The sequence below is a fragment of the Brevibacillus sp. HB1.1 genome, assembly GCF_013332445.1.
Classification (GTDB): domain Bacteria; phylum Bacillota; class Bacilli; order Brevibacillales; family Brevibacillaceae; genus Brevibacillus; species Brevibacillus porteri.
The window spans coordinates 244,540-262,003 of the sequence record NZ_JABMIV010000005.1; the positions used below are offsets into that span (position 1 = coordinate 244,540).

Sequence of the window (17,464 nt, forward strand, 5' to 3'; positions counted from 1 at the left end):
AGACATGGACGATCTGGAGCTGCTATTGCAAGGATGGGTGGACAACGGTTTGCTGCCGGGAGCTGCCTTGCGAATCGTACGTGATCATCGTATCTGGTATGCGTGTGATGTCGGAACGACGAGTATCACCAAAGACCAGCGGATGACGCCGGATACCATGTTTGACCTGGCGTCGCTCACCAAAGTGACAGCGACGCTGCCTGCTATCCTCTTGCTCGTGCAGGAGGGAGTGGTAGCGCTAGATGATCAGATTGGCCGATTTTTTCCCGATTGTCCCGCTGATAAAAAGCGGATCACACTCGCGCAACTGCTTGCGCATACCTCAGGAATGCCAGCAGATTTGGCAGAGAGAAGACGCGATAGCGCGATCGATTTGCCAGAGTTGTTGTATGCGCAAGAATTGATTCACGAGCCAGGGACCCAAGTAGTTTACAGTGATTTGGGCATGATCTGGTTGGGCCTCGTTATCGAGCAAGTAACCGGAGAGCGCTTGGACCAGTTTGTTACCCGACGCATCTTCACCCCATTGGGCATGGTACATACCGTCTACTGTCCAAATCAACAAATTTATCGGAATATTGCGTCTACTGAGTATTGCAGACTCACCAACGCCTACATTACAGGCGAGGTTCATGATGAGAAAGCATTTGCGATGGGAGGGGTTGCCGGACATGCTGGACTATTTTCAACGGCTGACGATCTGTGCCGATACGCGATGAGCTGGTTGTACCAAGATCCTCGAATATTTGCGAGCGAATGGTACGAACTGGCGATTCGCAATCATACGGAGCAAGCAGGGGGGAGTAGGGGCTATGGCTGGGAGCTCAATCAAGCACACACCACCTTGAGCTGTGGAAGCGGCTTGCATCGTAAGAGCTTCGGGCATACGGGCTTTACTGGAACCAGTATGTGGATCGACCCGGAGCAACAGTTTGCTGTCATCTTTCTCACTAACGCCGTTCATCTAGGCCGCAATCATCAGCTTCGGCAATTACGTCCGATTTTGCACGATGCTGTTACGGCCCAGCTTTTTCAGACCTAAGAGAAGAAAAAGGGGAGGGTTTCGCATGAAGCAATTTCGTTTGCGCTATGTAGCTTCAATGGTGTTGGCTGCAGTTATGGTGGTGACAGGATGTAGCAGTGGAGGAACCGAAACAGATTCTGGCGGCGGGCAGAGTGGAGGACAGCAGGTAACACTCTCGATGCATAGCTGGCGTGTAGAAGACACGGAGGGCTACAAAGCCATCATCAAAGCTTTTGAGGCAGACAATCCGAATATCAAGATCGACTTCAAACCATTCAAAGCAACGGAGTACAATACCATCCTGAACACGGCGCTCCAAAGCGACAGTGGTCCAGATATTTTGCAACTGCGTCCTTACGCTCCAGGGATTACCCTAGCTGAAGCTGGACATCTGGAGCCTCTCGACAATGTACCAGGAATATCTACCATACCAAAAGACGTCCTCGCAGCGGCCACAGGTAAAGATGGGAAAGTCTACGGTGTCCCACTATCCCTGAACTCCACCCAATTTTATTACAACAAGAAAATCTTCGAGCAAAATGGCCTTCGGGCACCGAAAAGCTGGGATGAGCTGATCGCGACAGCCAAAACATTGAAAGAGAAAGGAATCGTCCCGATCTCTTTCGGAGCAAAGGAAGGCTGGCTCCTCTCTCTCAGTCATGGTGTGATTGCTCCAGCTAGCTACAACGGAACGGACTATCTCGACAAGCTGCTGAAAGGAGAAAGTGACCTGAAAAGCGCCGAGTTCCTCCAATCCGTGCAGCGTATGCAAGCACTTATCCCTTATTTCCCGGAAAATTATGTGGGTCTCGAATTGAATGATATGCGGACGTTGTTCGCCACGGAAAAAGCAGCGATGTTCATCAATGGCAGCTTTGAACTGGAAGGAATCAAGAAGCTCAACCCCGATTTGCCACTTGATTTCTTCCCGATGCCAACCGATGACGGAAAACAAGTCCTGACAACCTGGGTCGATGGTTCCTATGCCGTCAATGCCAAGTCCAAACATAAAGCAGAGGCATTAAAATTCATGGAATTCATGGCGACGAAAAAGTTCGGGGAGCTATTCGCAAATCAGTTCAAACGAATCAGCGCGGTGCCAGGTGTATCGACTGACGATCCGTTGGTAAACAAGATGGCAGAGCTGTCCCAAACAAGCGCCACACCTTATTTAATGGTCGTCAACTTCGCGGAAGGAAAACCGACCACGAAGCAAACATTGGAAAACGCCCTTCAAGGCATGTATTTAGGCAAGCTCACCCCTGAACAGGTCGTAGAAGAAGTACAAAAGTCGGCGGCTACCTGGTTTCCTCCCTTTAAAAAGTAGAAAATAGCAGACGGAAAGTGGGAGTGGACCCGAGTGGGGTTCACTCCCGGCTTCTGAATAGGCCGCGATGATTTTCGTAAAAAAGGGGTGGGGTATCATCGAGACGGTAAATAGGAAAAGCATTCGAACAAAGGGGCAAGGGCGTTGGCTGATTCACTTGTTTCCGTTGCCTGCACTTGTTATTTATACGTTGTTTGTCGTGTACCCGATCTTTTCGGCATTCTTATACAGCTTGTACGACTGGAATGGCATCAAGCGCGGGGTTTTTGTCGGACTGCAAAATTTCATTACGCTGTTTACAGTAGAGCCTTTCAACGAAATGTTCTGGAATGCTTTTCGGCATAACGTCTTCTACTTTGTGGTCGAAATGATTGTGCAAAATGGGATAGCTTTCGGACTGGCTTTTCTCATCTATCGCAAAATACGAGGTTCCGGGTTCCTCAAGATCGCTTATTTCATGCCAAGGCTGTTGTCTGTTATTGTAATTGGATTTTTATGGAAGTTGATCTTAAATCCGAATTACGGTGCACTCAATACATTTTTGGGAAAAATTGGTCTAGAAGAGTGGGCCAGACCATGGCTCGGTGACCCGGATACAGCGCTTCTCGCAATTATTTTGATTAACTGCTGGTTTGGCATAGGCTTTGCCATGCTGATCTTTTTGGCGGGACTTCAGTCGATCCCGGAGGATTTGATCGAGGCGGCAAGGTTGGATGGGGCAACAGGCTGGCGGATGCTGTGGAAAATGATTTTGCCGCTGTGCATGCCAGCGATCACGATTATGACGATATTTACGTTCATTCAGGCGTTTGAAGCGTTCGAGCTCGTCTACGCCATGCAAGGCTCGATGGGTGAGCCGTTTTATTCGACGGATACGCTAGCTGTTTACTTTTATCGTATGGCGTTTAGCAGCGGAGCTGGGGATGTCACACTTGGACTCGGTTCGGCGTTGGCTGTCGTGTTGTTTTTTATCGTGGGATCTGTGTCGGCGCTGTCACTCTATTTGATGAGGAAACGAGAAGTCCAACACTAGTTGCGTATTCCTGAGTGGAAAGGAGGATGCGATGTGAAGATGACTGTAGGTGGGAGAGCTGTATCTTATGTGCTGGCGTATTTATTTGCGTTAATCGCGCTATATCCGATCGTACTGATGATTTCTTCTTCCTTGAAAACAAATATGGAGATATTTGCGAGTCCGCTCTCGCTTCCGAAGGCGTTTAGCCTGGATACGTATAAAAAGCTGTGGGAAGCCGTGCCTTTTGCTGATTTTTTATGGAACAGTGTATTCGTCAGTGCCATGTCTGTCATGTTGATTACGGTTTTTTCAGCGATGGCGGCTTTTTACTTGTCGCGATTTTCTTTTAAATGGACAGGGGGGCTATACTTCTTTTTCATTATTGGCCTGATGATTCCGATCAAGCTGGGGATCGTTCCTTTGTTTTTGCTGATGAAAAATCTCGGGCTCTTGAATTCATTGTGGTCGCTGATTCTGATTTATACGGCGAGTGGTATCCCGATCTCTGTTTTTATTTTGACGGGCTTCTTTCGGACGTTGCCGATTGAGCTGGAGGAAGCGGCGCGGATTGATGGGTGCAGCCATTTTCAGGTGTTTTGGCGCGTGCTCTTGCCGCTGATTCGTCCGGCCTTGGCTACGGTAATCATTATTAATTTCATCCATGCGTGGAACGACTTTTTCTTCCCGTTGATTTTCATTCAAGAGGAAGCGCTCAAGACGATTCCGGTAGGCATGATGGTGCTGTTTGGAGAATATGAAACGGATTGGAGCCTGCTGTTTGCTGGGCTCACATTGTCTGCCTTACCGATGATCATCGTGTTTTTGATGGCATCGCGGCAGTTTATGGAGGGGTTGACGGCAGGTGCAGTCAAGTAATGCGGAAAAGTGGTTTATCGGGATCGATGGAGGCGGAAGCAAAACCAGGGCAGCGATCTGCAATAAGGCGGGACAGGTACGGGCAATTGTGGTGGGGGAATCATCAAACCCGCTCTCCAGGAGCTGGGGGGATGTGGAAGCTACTCTGCGCCAACTCATTGAAGCTGTGAGAATAAAGGCAGGTGCCAGAGAAGAGGAAGTAGCCGGGCTGTTTATCGGGCTTGGCGGTGCAGATCGTCCGCAGATTAAGGAAAGAATTCAACATGCCTTTGCCGATGAGTGGGGAGAACGGCTGCTGATTGATAACGATGTAATCGCAGCTCTTTATGCGGGAACATGGGGGCAGCCAGGCGTCGTTCTCCTTGCCGGTACAGGTTCGATTGCCTGTGCCTTTTCAAAAGACGGAGCGCGGCACCGCGTAGGCGGATGGGGGTATTTGGTAGGAGATGAGGGCAGCGGGTTTGATTTGGGCAAAAAAGCGGCAATCGCTGTATTGCGCGAATACGATGGGCGCGGTGAATCGACAGTACTGACGCGTATGTTTATGGATCACTATGGCGTAGAACGTCCTGATGAGCTGATCAATCTGATCTACGGGGGAAGCAATCCGCGAATGGAGCTGGCAAAAACGAGTCAGCTCGTGGAACAAGCCGCAACACTAGGCGATGCGGTGGCGAATGCTTTGATCATGCAAGCAGTGGAGGATTTGCTAGAGTTGGCCGATGCTTGCTTACAAAAGGTCCAGGAGCCTGTACCGGTCGTTTTGGCGGGGGGATTGTTAACTGCCGGTACAAACCTTCGGGAACAACTGGTTGCGAGAGCTTCGTTTCAAACAGTGATTCCCACGATTTCACCTGTCGCCGGTGCACTGGTCGCGGCAATTACGAGGCTGGGCTTGGCTGTTGACGATAAAATGGCAGAGCAACTGCGTGTGAGCGCAGCGGTACTGGAAAAATTGCACATTTAAATTTTCCGGGGGATGGAAACAACAGAACGAATAGGGTAAAATTGGGTGAGAATAGGATTTGAGAACGTTGCAGGCTATTTCCGTAATTTGGAGTAGCCGTTTTCTCGTCCCAGGAGGGAGGGGCACGATGAAAAACTTATTGGACAGTGGATGGAGAAGTGGTCATCTCTATCGTTCCTTCTTTGATCAAATGATTCAGGCCACTTTTCTGCTCGATCAATTTGGTAGAGTTTTTAAAGGCAATCCTGCCTGCCAAGTGTTGAATGGCTACTCCGTAGAAGAATGGGAAGGGTCCTCATTTTGGAAGCTGGCTGTTTCGGAAGAACAGGAAATGGTACGCCTTCAAACGCAATTTGCGATGAATGGCGATCCGAGACCTTTTTACACCGCTTTTCGTCATAAAGATGGGACAAATATTCCTGTGCATATTACATATGGAACTTTTTGGGAGGAAGGCACGTCTATTGGGTATTATGCGATGGTGCAGAGGCTGCCGGCCGCGTTTGGGGACGGATATGGTTCCAAAAGGTGCAGAGTATTGGATATTTCCGGTGAAGGTGCGTTCATCTACCATGCTGGGGAGCTTCAATACGTCAACCAGGCAGGGATGCAACTAGTTGGGGCTTCCGGCTTGGACGAACTGTTATGGTATCCTTTTCAGTCGTTTTTCCATCCCCGTGATGTACCGAAGATCAAGGGACTCCTCCGCATTTTGGAGCAGGGGGAAACGGCCGCGCCGATTGAGGTTGAGCTGATCCGCTTGGATGGCAGTCGAACGGAGGTAGAAGTATGTGGAACATCCGTGCCGATGCAGGACAAGCCCTCTATGTACATACTGATCCGAGATATCACGGAACGCAAACGGGCGCAAGAATTTTTGCAAAACTCGGAAAAACTCGCGCTAGTCGGGCAATTGGCGGCAGGGATCGCACATGAAATACGCAATCCGCTTACCTCGTTAAAAGGCTTTGTGCAATTAATGCAAAAGGATGGCATGAGAAAGCCAGAGTATTTTTCGATCATGAGCTCGGAATTGGCGCGGATCGAGATGATTGTCTCAGAGCTGTTGGTCTTGGCGAAGCCGCATACTGCGGTGTTTGAAGCCCGCGATCTGACCAACCTGATCACGCATGTGGTGACGCTTTTGGAGACGGAGGCGATTTTGAAAAAGGTCATGATTCAGGTCGTTTTCGAATCGGAAGTCCCCTTGATCCACTGTGATGAGAATCAGTTGAAGCAAGCCTTCATTAACTTTTTGAAAAATGGGATCGAAGCGACCGCAGGGAATGGAGAAATTGTGATTCGACTGCGATGTGAAGATGACCGAGTCGTCATTCGGTTTGAAGACAATGGAGTGGGTATCCCGGCCCATCAGCTGGCGAGATTGGGAGAGGCTTTTTTCACGACCAAGGAAACGGGGACGGGCCTGGGATTAATGGTGAGCCGCAAAATTATCGAGAACCATCGGGGGACTCTGCGGTTGATAAGCACTCCAGGTAACGGAACGGCAGTCGAGGTATGCTTGCCGATCAGCAGCTAGGAGGACGACTGGATGAACAAAAATACGGTACTGACAGCAGGCTTCGCCCAAATCCCCAAGGGAACTACCTTGTACGAGGTTTCTACCATGGTAGGCTGTGTACTCATCATTGATGTAGACGCCGAAGTGATTTGCGATGCCAGCTTTACCTTTGTCATGGACAAGACGAGCGAGTTTTTAGTGAGCTTGCTTGTAGGCAAGACGGTTGCAGATGGAATGCAGGAGATCACAAAGGCGATCCAAGAACGTTTTTTAGCACCTGGTCAGGGAGCTGTCTTGCAAGCCATCCGTGCAGCTATTGAGCGATATCATGAAAAAAAAGCGTAAAGCTACCCAATAGCCGGAGGGTTGAATATGCATGAGAAGCACGACGTTAGAGAAGCGTATGCAAGACAGTTGTTGGAGCGTTATAGCCAATGGCTCAGCAACATAGAAGAAGTCGAGCTTGGCGAGGTTGAAGCTTTATCGCGTGAGGTAGACAGTATGCTGTCGGAACAGGACAGTGTCTTGCATGCGGAGCTGCTGAAGCAGATTGTGGAGCTGCGAAATAAGGTAACCGAAATGATGTGGATCTCCGAGCACATGAAGATTTTACACGACCTTAGCCACATTTTTGCGAAAACGTTTGAGGAAAGCAAAATTTTGTGGAAAGCATTCGAGCTGGTCTCGCGTGTGATGCGAGCAGATGCTTTCTTTATTGCCTTTTATGATGAAGGCGACAGTGAGATCAAAATCCCGATCAGCATCGATGATGGGGTCAATTACGGTCCACTCACGATTCCCTACGGGCAAGCGATGGTGTCCAAAGTGATTGATACACGGGAAACAATCCACATCAAAACGATGAAGAACGAGCCAAGTGAGCCAGAAATGATCCGTTGGGGAAGTCCGGAAGTTGATACGAATACATGCATTTTCGTTCCACTCATGCTGGGGAATCAGATCAAGGGCGTTGTTTCTGCCCAGTCTTATCGCGAATTCGCCTATAAAAAAGAGCACGAGGAACTACTGAAAATCATTGGTTTTCAGGTAGCAAGTGCTATCGAAACGGCGCGTTTGTATGAGCGAATGTACCAGATGTCGTTTCAGGATGAGCTGACAGGGATTGCGAACTATCGTGCTTTCCATCGTGATTTGGAAAAGTTGCTGAGTGAAGAGGATGCGTCTGTCTCTTTGATTATGCTGGATTCAGACAGCTTAAAAGCGGTGAACGACCATTACGGTCATCATGCAGGGGACGCACTGATTAAGCAAATTGCCGAAGCGATGAAAGAAGTGGCGGGACCAGAGGATACTGCCTATCGTTATGCAGGAGACGAGTTCATGCTGCTCTGCCCAGGATCGTCCCTAGAGATAGCGGAGGAAAAAGCGCATGCCATTCGGGAGTATTTGCGCCTGCGCCCCTTAACACAGGACGATTGCTGCATCTTGATTGCGGTCAGTGTCGGCATTGCGCGCTATCCTCAAGACGCAAACACGGCAGATGGCTTGAAGCGGGCAGCAGATGAGGCACTGTACCGCTCCAAGCGCAAAGGAAAAAACTGTACGACCGTGTATGCAGCCGGCTAAGCTTTCTGCCGACGCATGGCAAATAGAAACGTCAAAATTGGCGAGATCCACAGGTAGATGACGTAAGGCAAGTATTCCAGTGTGGATACATGCAAGGTAGCGGTAAAGAATGCACCACTTACCCCCCATGGAATGAGTGGGTTGACGAGTGTCCCGCAGTCTTCTAGAGTACGAGACAGTCGTCTGCCCGCCATTCCGCGAGCTGCGAATGCTTCACGGAACATCTGTCCAGGGAGTAGGATGGACAAATATTGTTCTCCTGTCAGCAGATTCACGAGAATAGAAGAAGATCCGGCAAGTCCGACCATCTCAGCGTCTCGTTTGATTCGATTGATGAATCCGGAAAAGAGTGAATGAAACACACCGCTGTATTGCAGGATGCCCCCTAAAGACAAGGCAATCAAAATCAAGGCGAGGGACCAGGTCATTGACAACAGTCCACCGCGGTCCACAATTGATGCAACGGCTTCATTGGCGATATTGCTGACGAAGCCTTTTTGCATGACAGTCATCCATTCGACGGGAGAGGTAACGCCTTCCGAAAGAGCAGCTGTGACAATCCCGCTCAAAATCCCGAATACCAATGTAGGCAAAATCGGTTTTCGCAGCGCTGAACATAACAGGACGACGAATGCTGGCAGCAACGATAAAAGGCCAAGTGAGAAGTTTTGTTCCAAAGCAAGCTGGATTTCTTGAATGGCGTCTAGGTTAACACTGGCACTTTGTCCTTGAAATCCGAAGAAAATAGCGGTAATGAAAAGGGCAGGAATCGCAGTGCGTGACATGAACTTGACGTGCTCCGATAAGGAAACGCCTGCAATGGCTGCTGCAAAGTTGGTCGTGTCTGAGAGCGGCGACATTTTATCCCCGAAGCATGCTCCACAAATAATGGCTCCGGCTGTAATCAATGGATCAAGTCCGAGTGCAGTCGAGACCCCCATCATCGCGACCCCTACCGTACTAATCGTGGTAAAAGAGCTTCCTGTAACGGAAGAAACGATTACTGTCAGAAACAGGGCGGAGAGTGTGAAGTACTCCGGTGAGATGATCGAAATGCCGAGGTGCAGAATCATCGGAACGGTTCCACTCATCATCCATACCCCGATCAAAATTCCGATTAAGGAAAGAATCAGCATGGGGGCGATCGCGGTTTGAATTCCTTTGATCAAGCCCTCCTCCATTTGCTTCCACGGAACGCCGAACAGAAAGAGAAGAGTGGCAGCTCCAATGGTTGCGAGGAAGAGCGGCATATGCGGCTCAACTTTGCCCCAGAAAAGGGCGGGAAACAAGATTCCGAATACGGTGACAAGCACCCAAATACTTTGCGAAAAAGATAATGGCTTGTTCATAATGGCAACTCCTTGTAAATCAGGCTGAAGCAGTGAGAAGGTACATTTTTACTTTCGTACTTTTGTGCTTTCTTGCTTTTTTGCTTTTGTGCGTTCAAGTGTTAGTGGTACTTTATCCTGAATTACTTGTTTCGTCAACGAAATCGGGTGAATTCGGAATCATAAAATAATTCAGGGTAGTGGGGTTTTAGGATCGACCAGGTAACTTTGAATAGCAGGAAGTTATACGGCGAACTCAGAATATACTATTCTTTGCACCATCCATACTCTGTGAAAATATCCCATTTCATACCAAATGTAATTCTTCTGACTCATGTAGAGGATATGGATAGAAAAGTTGTGCAAGGAGTGATCAGCGGTGTTTAGGAACAAAGCGCTTACTACCAAGCCGCAAAGCAATCTAGCTAACGGTAAACTTCCCTCAAACAAGGATACCGACTTAAATGAACGTACTCAATTAATCGGTGGCGCTGCACTAACACCGAAAAAGGCACTACAATTGCAAAAGACTTTAGGAAATCGAACTGTCATACAGCTTATGAAAAGTTTGTCTGGCGGAAAAGAAGAAGATAAAGATGAAGACCCGGCTGAATTACCTACGATGAAATCTGAATCATCTATGGAGGATGACGACATTTATTTTTCAGGGGATGAAGTCGAAGAAAGAGATGAAGAAACAACTTTAACAGAGAGAGAAATGATGGAAATCATTCTGAAAGTAGGCAATAAGAATAAGCAAATACTGGACAAAAGTCCGCGTCCAGTTCCAAATGAAGAGGGAGTTTATTATATAGATGATCCATATAAACGTAAAGTATTTGCCAACTGGAGAACCCAAAATTATATAGAGTCAAATAAATTTCAAATTGGACATCAATATTTAAGCATACAAAATGGGAGGGGCAACTTCATAGCCGCTGGGGGAAACCAGCTCCATTCGCAAAAGACAAAGCGGGACGAAAATATGAAGGAGCCGCCAGCTGATTATGATAATTTGATTGAGGGCATGAAGCAAGAAGGAGCTAAAGATCCAGTTGCAATCATGATCTACAAATTAGCGACAGGAGGAAAAATAACAGGACATGAAAGAGAAGCAGCTGGAGAAATAATAGAGAAAGAGATAAAGGAAGATACGAAACAAGAAGAAGATCGGGTATTTAAAAATGATAGATTATCAGATGCCGAGCTCTCTGTTATTTTGCTTTATTGCTTGAATCATGAGGTTCCCTATATGAAATGGCGTCGAACATACATGACTGAGTCCCTGCAAAAATTTGTGAGTATTACCGGTATCTCAGAGCTTGCTCGAAGTTTTGATGCCGAAAAAGTGGATGAGCATACCAAAAAAACTTCGAAGAGTCCTTACTCAGCGGAAACGTTAATAAAAATGAGCTTGAAGACACTGATACAGAATACAAGCAAACTTTCGGAGAAAGAGCCTCCAGAAAAAGGACCGACGCAGATTACTACACTGAAAGAGTTGTTTTACAATGGGGAAAATAGTATCTTTCTTGGCGCCAAGACAGGTAGAGGAGCTCAGGTTTTGAAGCATCCGCTCGATTCCAATTACGATAAAGAATTGAAACGACAGATGTCGATATTCCCTAAAAATAAGAAGATGTTTAAAGAACTGCTAAACTCAGTAACTAGAGGAAGAAAAACGATCTCCATAGAGGAGATAGAGCAAATTCGTAAGTCGTCTGAAGCTTTGATCGAAGCCGAGTGGACACGTTACTTAGTGGAAGTTGATACTTTGATTAAGGATATCAATGCTGCCCTCGATGATCACAAAGAAATAGCAGACGATAACATCTACGATATGGAAAAGATTATTACCGTTTATGAGGGGTACCTGAGTAAAGTTGATAAAAAAATCAAGAGATTAAATATTGAGGTAGATAGATTTCAAAAGGCAGAGACGAAGGATGAAAAAGTAAATAATAAAATAGCTGATGCAACAACTAAAATAGGCCAGTTGAATGCTGTTCATCTAAAACTAAAAAATGTGATTGGGGAAAAGAAAAAAAGAAAATACGTTATGTATCGTAAAAAAACCAGAAGTGGTAGCGCAACTGTGAACAGTGATAGCACACCCAAGAACAGTGATAGCACAACAGAAGAGATCAAAAAAAAGCAAAAGACAAATTAATAATTAGATTGCCTAAACGGCACTGATCAGTCAAGTCCGCTCCTCCTAAGAGGGGCGGACTTTTTTGATGTGCTTCTTTATAATAAGAACTTATTTAAAATGATTATAAAAAGATATTGACTTTCAAATTATATCAAGTACAATGATAATTGTTCCTAGTTGATAATAATTATAATTTGATAATAAAGAAAGGGGGAGCCGTTCATGTATGATGTCATCATCATCGGCGGAGGACCAGCTGGTGCTTCCGCTGCCATTTATACAGCTCGTGGAAATCTAAAGACGCTCGTCATCGATAAGGCACCCGGAACAGGGGCACTTGCCCTGACACATAAAATCGCCAACTACCCAGGGGTGGAAGGCGAGATGACTGGAAAAGAACTGTTGGATAAAATGCGCAGACAAGCGGAGGGCTTCGGTGCAGAATTCATCCAGACTACGATTTCTGCGGTAGATGTAGAGGATGAGGAAAAAAGCATCTTCACGGCGCATGGTACTTTTGAAGCGAAGGCCGTGATCGTAGCGACTGGTTCCAAAGGACGTAATCGTATGCTTCCAGGAGAAGAGCAATTGCTCGGGCGAGGCGTAAGCACTTGCGCGACATGCGACGGAGCTTTTTATGAAGGCAAGCATGTTGCGGTCATCGGTGATACGGAGGAAGCATTGGAAGAAGCGCATGCACTGACCAAATTTACGGAAAAAATCACTTTCTTGGTGCCGCGTGCTGATCTTCAAGGGGTAGAAGAATTACCTGAGCTACCGAACACGGAAATACATTTCCGTACACGCCCGTTGGAAATTGTGGGAGAGAAGTCGGTCGAAGGGTTGCGCATTCGCACAGCAGAAGGAACAGAAGAAATGCTGTCCGTAGATGGAGTATTCGTCTTCCTGTCTGGCAGCAAGCCGGGTACCGATTTCTTGGATGGACAAGTTCCCCTCGATGAGGAAGGATTTATGATGCTAGATGAGTTCATGCAGTCTTCTGTTCCAGGCGTGTTTGGAGCGGGTGAAGTGCGCAAAACACCTGTGAAGCAAGCAGTAGTCGCTGCGGCAGACGGTGCTATTGCAGCTATGGCTGTAGACAAATACATCAACAAGCGTTCCAAAGTTGTCCCTCAATATAAATAGAAGAAAAGGAGAGAAACAATCATGGCACAAGCAATCGTATACTCCAGCACGAATTGCAACTTCTGCAAGCAATTGAAGACGTATTTGACAGAACAAAACATTTCTTTCGAAGAGCGAAACATCGATGAAAAAGAAGAGTACGGCCAGGAGCTGAGCCGTTTAGGAATGATGTCTGTTCCCTTGACACTCATTGGCGAGAAGCAAATTTTGGGCTTCAACCCGACACGTATCAAAAAAGCACTGACAGCATTGGAAGAGGCTGCGAAGTAATTTTCATCAGAAACCATATCAAAGGAGAGATTTATCATGACAACACAGCAAACGATTCAACTTCAAGTAGGAAAACCAGCACCTGACTTTCACATGCTCACGACCAAAAACCTCGAGACACTGGAAGAACGTGTGTCGCTGGCTGATTACAAAGGAAAATGGCTGATTTTGTTCTTCTGGCCGTTTGACTTCACATTCGTTTGCCCGACAGAGGTAACTTCGTTTAGTGACAACATGGAAGAGTTCGAAGATTTGGATTGCGAAGTGCTGGGCGTATCCACGGATAGCGTACATACGCACCGGGCATGGATCAAAACACCACGAGATGAAAACGGCATCGGTGAAGTAAACTTCCCGCTTGCGAGCGATTTCAAAAAAGAGACGGCACGAGCTTATGGTGTCTTGGATGAAGAGACTGGTGCCGCTCACCGTGGCTTGTTCATCATTGATCCAGACGGCATTCTGCGCTACCAAGTGGTAACTGACATGAACGTAGGCCGCAGCGTTGCAGAGACGACTCGTATTTTGCAAGCCCTGCAAGCTGGCGGTCTGTGCCCGGCGAACTGGAAGCCAGGACAGAAGACGTTGTAATCAAAAAGGAGCCATTGCTTCTATAATAAAGAAGAGGGACAATCCCACCCGTCAATGCAGACGGAGGGATTGTCTTTTTTTATGAAAGGAACATGTCGAGATGGAGTTAACGTTGACGGTTCCATTCCTCTAAAAGCAGTTCGTTGTTGATACTCATTCCAGCCGCAGAGCCTAGAGCTGCGGCAGTAATCACCTGGTACTGTGTAGTTGCTGCATCGCCTGCACTGTAGACACCCGGTACGCTCGTTTTCCCAAAGCTGTCGACGATGACCGTTCCTGCTTCCGTTACCTGGCAACCTAATGCTTTCGGCAAGTCAGATCCAGCTACGAGCTTGGGAGCAAACAAGATCCCCGTGCACGAAATGCTATTGCCATCTGTAAGCTCAACGCGCTGCACCATCCCATCGACAGAGTCAATGCATTCAATCGGGGAGTCAAAGACAGGAACGCGATGCTGCAACAGCTCCAACCTTTGTTCTTCTGTGAATTCATCTGGTCCATTGGTGCAAATGGTGTATTGATTAGTCCAACCAGACAGCATTTTTGCCAAATGAAATGCCTTTTCTCCGTTAGCGATCAAGACGAGTGGCTGGTCGCGTAATTCCCATCCATCGCAATATGGGCAGACAAAAGCACTTCTTCCATACACTTCTGCTAATCCGTTAACAGGTAAAGGGAGATCCTTCATTCCCACTGCGAACAGCAGCTTTTTGCTTTGATAAGTCGTTCCCTGTGCAGTCGTAAGGAGAAAGCTACCATCGTGTCCTGTGATCGTTACAGCTGTATCCTCCACGAAATGGACAGAGGGGTAGGCGCTGATTTGCTCCCTTGCAATGTGGCGAAAATCGCTCGGAGTGATGCCGTCTCTCGTAAGAAAGCCATGCGACTCCCGTGTAACGCGATTGCGTGGACGGCCTTCATCGATAACGACCACACTTTTTCTTGCCCTGCCAAGTACGAGAGCGGCACTCATACCTGCTGGTCCGCCGCCAATAATCCCTACATCGATAAGTTTATTCATGTTTGAACACCACCCTTATAGATCCTTTATATCTATAATAAACAAACCTTTTTAAGAGTCAAGCTGAGAAACACTTTATATTCTTTTTGTAAATAATCCCTTATGTCGACAAAATCTACCGACTTCCAAATAGTAGCAACCTACCATTTTCACTAGCGAAAAGGAAAAAAAAGGAACGAGCAAATGTACCCAGTCGCCAAAAAATGTGGGCCAGAAGACAGGGCGGGTTGCAGGACTTCCCTACAAAAAACGTAGGACGATGGAGCCGAATCTGTCCTAACATTACAATTTCATGACAAATCTGAAAAAGACACAATAGTGAATTTTGTCTATGGGAACGATTTGCTCTCTATGTTTACAATGACTGTGACGTGGCAACATATCGGAGGTTGACGAGGAATGGAGCCAACAAAAAAGAGAAGATGGCGCTGGATGAGCCTGACTATGCTGTTCGTGGTGGGGGTAAGTGCTTTCTGGTGGTTTTGGGCAGCAGATCGTGTCGAAAGTATGGAGACGAATACAGGTGCTCAATTAAAATTTCGCGCGAATGGCGAGCTGTTCGAGGTCTATCAGAATCAGAAATGGCAGCCCTTTTTCGCGAAAGGCGTCAATCTGGGGGCATCGTTACCGGGTCATTATCCGGGTGAGCTTCCCATCACAAGAGAGGATTACATGCGCTGGTTCGCGATGATCGACGAGATGGGAGCGAACGTCATTCGTGTGTATACGATCCATTCTCCTGTCTTTTATGAAGCATTGGTCGATTACAATCGGCAAAAAGAAGGGGACCCTCTCTATTTGATGCAGGGCATTTGGAGTCCAGAAGAGCTGTTGATTGAAAAGAAGGATGCCTATCTACCAGAGATTCGCGAGGAGTTTCGACAGGAAATCAAGGATGCAGTCGGCGCTGTCTACGGAGACATCACTCTGCCGGAAAAACCGGGAAAGGCAAGTGGTACATACCATGCGAATGCAGGCAAATACTTGATCGGCTGGCACACAGGGACCGAGTGGGACCCCGCGATGGTGCAAAACACCAATCGCCTGCATCAAAAAGTTACTCCCTATCAAGGGAAGTACTTCCACGCGAAACCGAATGCAACCGCTTTTGAGACATGGCTTGCTGAAATGGTGGATACCGTCGCAATGGAAGAGAGCAAATACGGTTGGCAGCATCCGATGACCTTCACCAATTGGGTGACCACAGACCCCTTATCGCATCCTGGAGAGCCGATCCATCATGAAGATATGGTCAGTGTCGATCCTACCCATATAGAGCCAACGCAGTGGGAGGCAGGCTACTTCGCTTCCTATCACGTGTACCCGTATTATCCGGATTTCTTCCGCTACGACACTACCCTGCAACAGCTGAAGAACGATGCAGGGCAAATCGATACGTACAAAGCGTATTTGCGACAACTGAAGCAATATCACAAAAACATGCCGATCATGGTGACGGAATTCGGGGTCCCGGCATCGGTAGGAGTCGCCCATCTGGGCAATTTAGGGCGCAATCAAGGTGGTCATTCAGAAAAGCAGCAGGGAGAGGTCGATGTCGAGCTTTTGCAAGAAATTCATCAGGAAGGGTATGCGGGAGCAATCGTATTCGTCTGGCAGGACGAGTGGTTCAAAAAAACGTGGAACACGATGCGGTTTGAGCTGCCCGAAGATCGGCGCTCTCTGTGGATCAACGTGTTGACCAACGAATCTCTGTTTGGAGTTCTCGGCATGTACCCGAACAAAGAAGGCGTGCTGACCATCGATGGGGATCGCACAGACTGGGATCAGCTCGTGCCGGAAGAGAAGCAACGCCTCGATGTGCAAGTCCCAGGCGTCGACGAAATCTGGATGACACATGATGAAGGGTACGTCTATTTCCTTGCCCAATTGAAGGAAGAGTTTGACCCTGCAAAACAACAGCTCTATGTGGGCGTTGATACGATTCCTGGCGGGAACAAGCGAGCTGCTCAGCTTCCCGGCCTGACGCTGGATGAGGGGCTAGAGACGTTGATCGCGTTGGGAAAAGCAGACGAGAGCCAGATTCAAATCGCTGCCAATTACGACTTTCACGCACGCTTATACGGAAAACGCTACGGCATGCTTGCGGTCAAGGAAGAGGAGAAAAAAGACAATTCCGGGATTTTCAAGCCGTGGAAGCTGGCCGTTAGCCTGGAGATGGAGCCGCCAGACAGCAAGAAGTACTATCCGATGGAGGAAGTCGATGTCGGCAAGCTGATCCGGGGAACGACAAATCCCCAAGACCCGCAGTACGACTCACGAACCGCGTGGCAAGCGAAGGGCAAAGTGGTAGAGCTGAGAGTACCGTGGATGCTGCTTGGATTTACAGACCCGAGCTCCTTGTCCGTTATGAGCTATGAAGATGATGGCAAAAGCTTTACGACGAAAAAGACAAAAGGCATTCGCATCCTGCCGCTCCTGGTGGATACAGCGACCAAACAAATCGTCGGGCAAAACGATTATGCAGTGACGAAGCTCCCGATGTATACATGGCAAGGCTGGGAGCAGGTCGGCTATCACGAACGCAAAAAACAGAGTTATTCCATACTAAAAAAAGCATTCCATGAGATTGAGGCTCCGGTGAAGCTGGAGACTCAGCCTTGATTGGATAGGAGAGTGG

The 17,464-nt window shown here is 47.7% G+C and carries 15 protein-coding genes; 13 read left to right on the forward strand and 2 right to left on the reverse strand.

Going from position 1 to position 17,464, the window contains the following annotated elements; all coding sequences use genetic code 11:
* Positions 1 to 4: 4 nt before the first annotated feature.
* From HPY27_RS15890 to HPY27_RS15925, 8 genes are all read left to right on the forward strand, one after another.
* Positions 5 to 1,042 (forward strand): serine hydrolase domain-containing protein, encoded by a 1,038-nt coding sequence (locus HPY27_RS15890; protein WP_174225415.1) that lies wholly within the window; start codon positions 5 to 7, stop codon positions 1,040 to 1,042.
* Positions 1,043 to 1,067: 25 nt separating this feature from the next.
* On the forward strand, positions 1,068 to 2,351 hold the full coding sequence (locus HPY27_RS15895) for an ABC transporter substrate-binding protein (RefSeq protein ID WP_017250710.1): 1,284 nt from the start codon (positions 1,068 to 1,070) through the stop codon (positions 2,349 to 2,351).
* A 67-nt stretch (positions 2,352 to 2,418) separates the two neighbouring features.
* Complete coding sequence (locus HPY27_RS15900; protein ID WP_174225416.1) at positions 2,419 to 3,384, forward strand: carbohydrate ABC transporter permease; 966 nt, start codon at positions 2,419 to 2,421, stop codon at positions 3,382 to 3,384.
* A 33-nt stretch (positions 3,385 to 3,417) separates the two neighbouring features.
* Positions 3,418 to 4,242: a carbohydrate ABC transporter permease gene (locus HPY27_RS15905; RefSeq protein ID WP_174225417.1), complete on the forward strand. Its 825-nt coding sequence runs from the start codon at positions 3,418 to 3,420 to the stop codon at positions 4,240 to 4,242.
* The gene (locus HPY27_RS15910) at positions 4,229 to 5,209 is read left to right on the forward strand and encodes an N-acetylglucosamine kinase (RefSeq protein WP_174225418.1); all 981 of its coding nucleotides are present in this window, start codon (positions 4,229 to 4,231) and stop codon (positions 5,207 to 5,209) included. The genes HPY27_RS15905 and HPY27_RS15910 overlap by 14 nt, the downstream gene beginning before the upstream one ends.
* Positions 5,210 to 5,336: 127 nt before the next feature.
* Positions 5,337 to 6,749, forward strand: coding sequence for a PAS domain-containing sensor histidine kinase (locus HPY27_RS15915; protein ID WP_069846121.1), 1,413 nt, complete (start codon positions 5,337 to 5,339; stop codon positions 6,747 to 6,749).
* A gap of 12 nt (positions 6,750 to 6,761) precedes the next feature.
* The gene (locus tag HPY27_RS15920; protein WP_007725309.1) at positions 6,762 to 7,076 is read left to right on the forward strand and encodes a DUF3870 domain-containing protein; all 315 of its coding nucleotides are present in this window, start codon (positions 6,762 to 6,764) and stop codon (positions 7,074 to 7,076) included.
* Positions 7,077 to 7,103: 27 nt separating this feature from the next.
* The gene (locus HPY27_RS15925) at positions 7,104 to 8,318 is read left to right on the forward strand and encodes a sensor domain-containing diguanylate cyclase (protein WP_174225419.1); all 1,215 of its coding nucleotides are present in this window, start codon (positions 7,104 to 7,106) and stop codon (positions 8,316 to 8,318) included.
* On the opposite strand, the gene nhaC is transcribed toward HPY27_RS15925, so the two are convergent.
* Entirely contained in the window at positions 8,315 to 9,667 is a 1,353-nt protein-coding gene (gene nhaC / locus HPY27_RS15930) for a Na+/H+ antiporter NhaC (RefSeq protein WP_174225420.1), read from the reverse strand. The two genes, HPY27_RS15925 and nhaC, sit on opposite strands and share 4 nt — an antisense overlap.
* Positions 9,668 to 10,025: 358 nt before the next feature.
* On the opposite strand from nhaC, the gene HPY27_RS15935 reads away from it, so the two are divergent.
* The 4 genes from HPY27_RS15935 (at position 10,026) to HPY27_RS15950 (ending at position 13,805) form a co-directional block, all read left to right on the forward strand.
* Positions 10,026 to 11,816 (forward strand): hypothetical protein, encoded by a 1,791-nt coding sequence (locus HPY27_RS15935; RefSeq protein ID WP_174225421.1) that lies wholly within the window; start codon positions 10,026 to 10,028, stop codon positions 11,814 to 11,816.
* 204 nt (positions 11,817 to 12,020) lie between these two features.
* A complete protein-coding gene (locus HPY27_RS15940; protein WP_017250718.1) occupies positions 12,021 to 12,944 on the forward strand; it encodes an NAD(P)/FAD-dependent oxidoreductase in 924 nt (307 codons plus the stop codon).
* Positions 12,945 to 12,965: 21 nt separating this feature from the next.
* Positions 12,966 to 13,214: a glutaredoxin family protein gene (locus HPY27_RS15945; protein ID WP_017250719.1), complete on the forward strand. Its 249-nt coding sequence runs from the start codon at positions 12,966 to 12,968 to the stop codon at positions 13,212 to 13,214.
* Positions 13,215 to 13,250: 36 nt separating this feature from the next.
* Positions 13,251 to 13,805 carry a peroxiredoxin gene (locus tag HPY27_RS15950; RefSeq protein WP_017250720.1) on the forward strand — a complete coding sequence of 185 codons (555 nt, stop codon included), beginning with the start codon at positions 13,251 to 13,253 and terminating at the stop codon, positions 13,803 to 13,805.
* Positions 13,806 to 13,911: 106 nt separating this feature from the next.
* Here HPY27_RS15950 and HPY27_RS15955 read toward each other — a convergent pair whose 3' ends face one another.
* The gene (locus HPY27_RS15955; RefSeq protein ID WP_174225422.1) at positions 13,912 to 14,826 is read right to left on the reverse strand and encodes an NAD(P)/FAD-dependent oxidoreductase; all 915 of its coding nucleotides are present in this window, start codon (positions 14,824 to 14,826) and stop codon (positions 13,912 to 13,914) included.
* A 399-nt stretch (positions 14,827 to 15,225) separates the two neighbouring features.
* On the opposite strand from HPY27_RS15955, the gene HPY27_RS15960 reads away from it, so the two are divergent.
* Positions 15,226 to 17,448, forward strand: a complete 2,223-nt coding sequence (locus HPY27_RS15960; protein ID WP_174225423.1) for a hypothetical protein — start codon at positions 15,226 to 15,228, stop codon at positions 17,446 to 17,448.
* Positions 17,449 to 17,464 lie beyond the last annotated feature (16 nt).

Excerpts from the sequence above, each read along its gene's own strand:
- HPY27_RS15915 (WP_069846121.1), top strand. The coding sequence starts at position 5,337 with ATGAAAAACTTATTGGACAGTGGATGGAGAAGTGGTCATCTCTATCGT.
- HPY27_RS15895 (WP_017250710.1), top strand. The coding sequence starts at position 1,068 with ATGAAGCAATTTCGTTTGCGCTATGTAGCTTCAATGGTGTTGGCTGCA.
- HPY27_RS15920 (WP_007725309.1), top strand. The coding sequence starts at position 6,762 with ATGAACAAAAATACGGTACTGACAGCAGGCTTCGCCCAAATCCCCAAG.
- HPY27_RS15950 (WP_017250720.1), top strand. The coding sequence starts at position 13,251 with ATGACAACACAGCAAACGATTCAACTTCAAGTAGGAAAACCAGCACCT.
- nhaC (WP_174225420.1), bottom strand. The coding sequence starts at position 9,667 with ATGAACAAGCCATTATCTTTTTCGCAAAGTATTTGGGTGCTTGTCACC.
- HPY27_RS15940 (WP_017250718.1), top strand. The coding sequence starts at position 12,021 with ATGTATGATGTCATCATCATCGGCGGAGGACCAGCTGGTGCTTCCGCT.
- HPY27_RS15955 (WP_174225422.1), bottom strand. The coding sequence starts at position 14,826 with ATGAATAAACTTATCGATGTAGGGATTATTGGCGGCGGACCAGCAGGT.
- HPY27_RS15890 (WP_174225415.1), top strand. The coding sequence starts at position 5 with ATGGACGATCTGGAGCTGCTATTGCAAGGATGGGTGGACAACGGTTTG.
- HPY27_RS15960 (WP_174225423.1), top strand. The coding sequence starts at position 15,226 with ATGGAGCCAACAAAAAAGAGAAGATGGCGCTGGATGAGCCTGACTATG.
- HPY27_RS15900 (WP_174225416.1), top strand. The coding sequence starts at position 2,419 with ATGATTTTCGTAAAAAAGGGGTGGGGTATCATCGAGACGGTAAATAGG.
- HPY27_RS15925 (WP_174225419.1), top strand. The coding sequence starts at position 7,104 with ATGCATGAGAAGCACGACGTTAGAGAAGCGTATGCAAGACAGTTGTTG.
- HPY27_RS15945 (WP_017250719.1), top strand. The coding sequence starts at position 12,966 with ATGGCACAAGCAATCGTATACTCCAGCACGAATTGCAACTTCTGCAAG.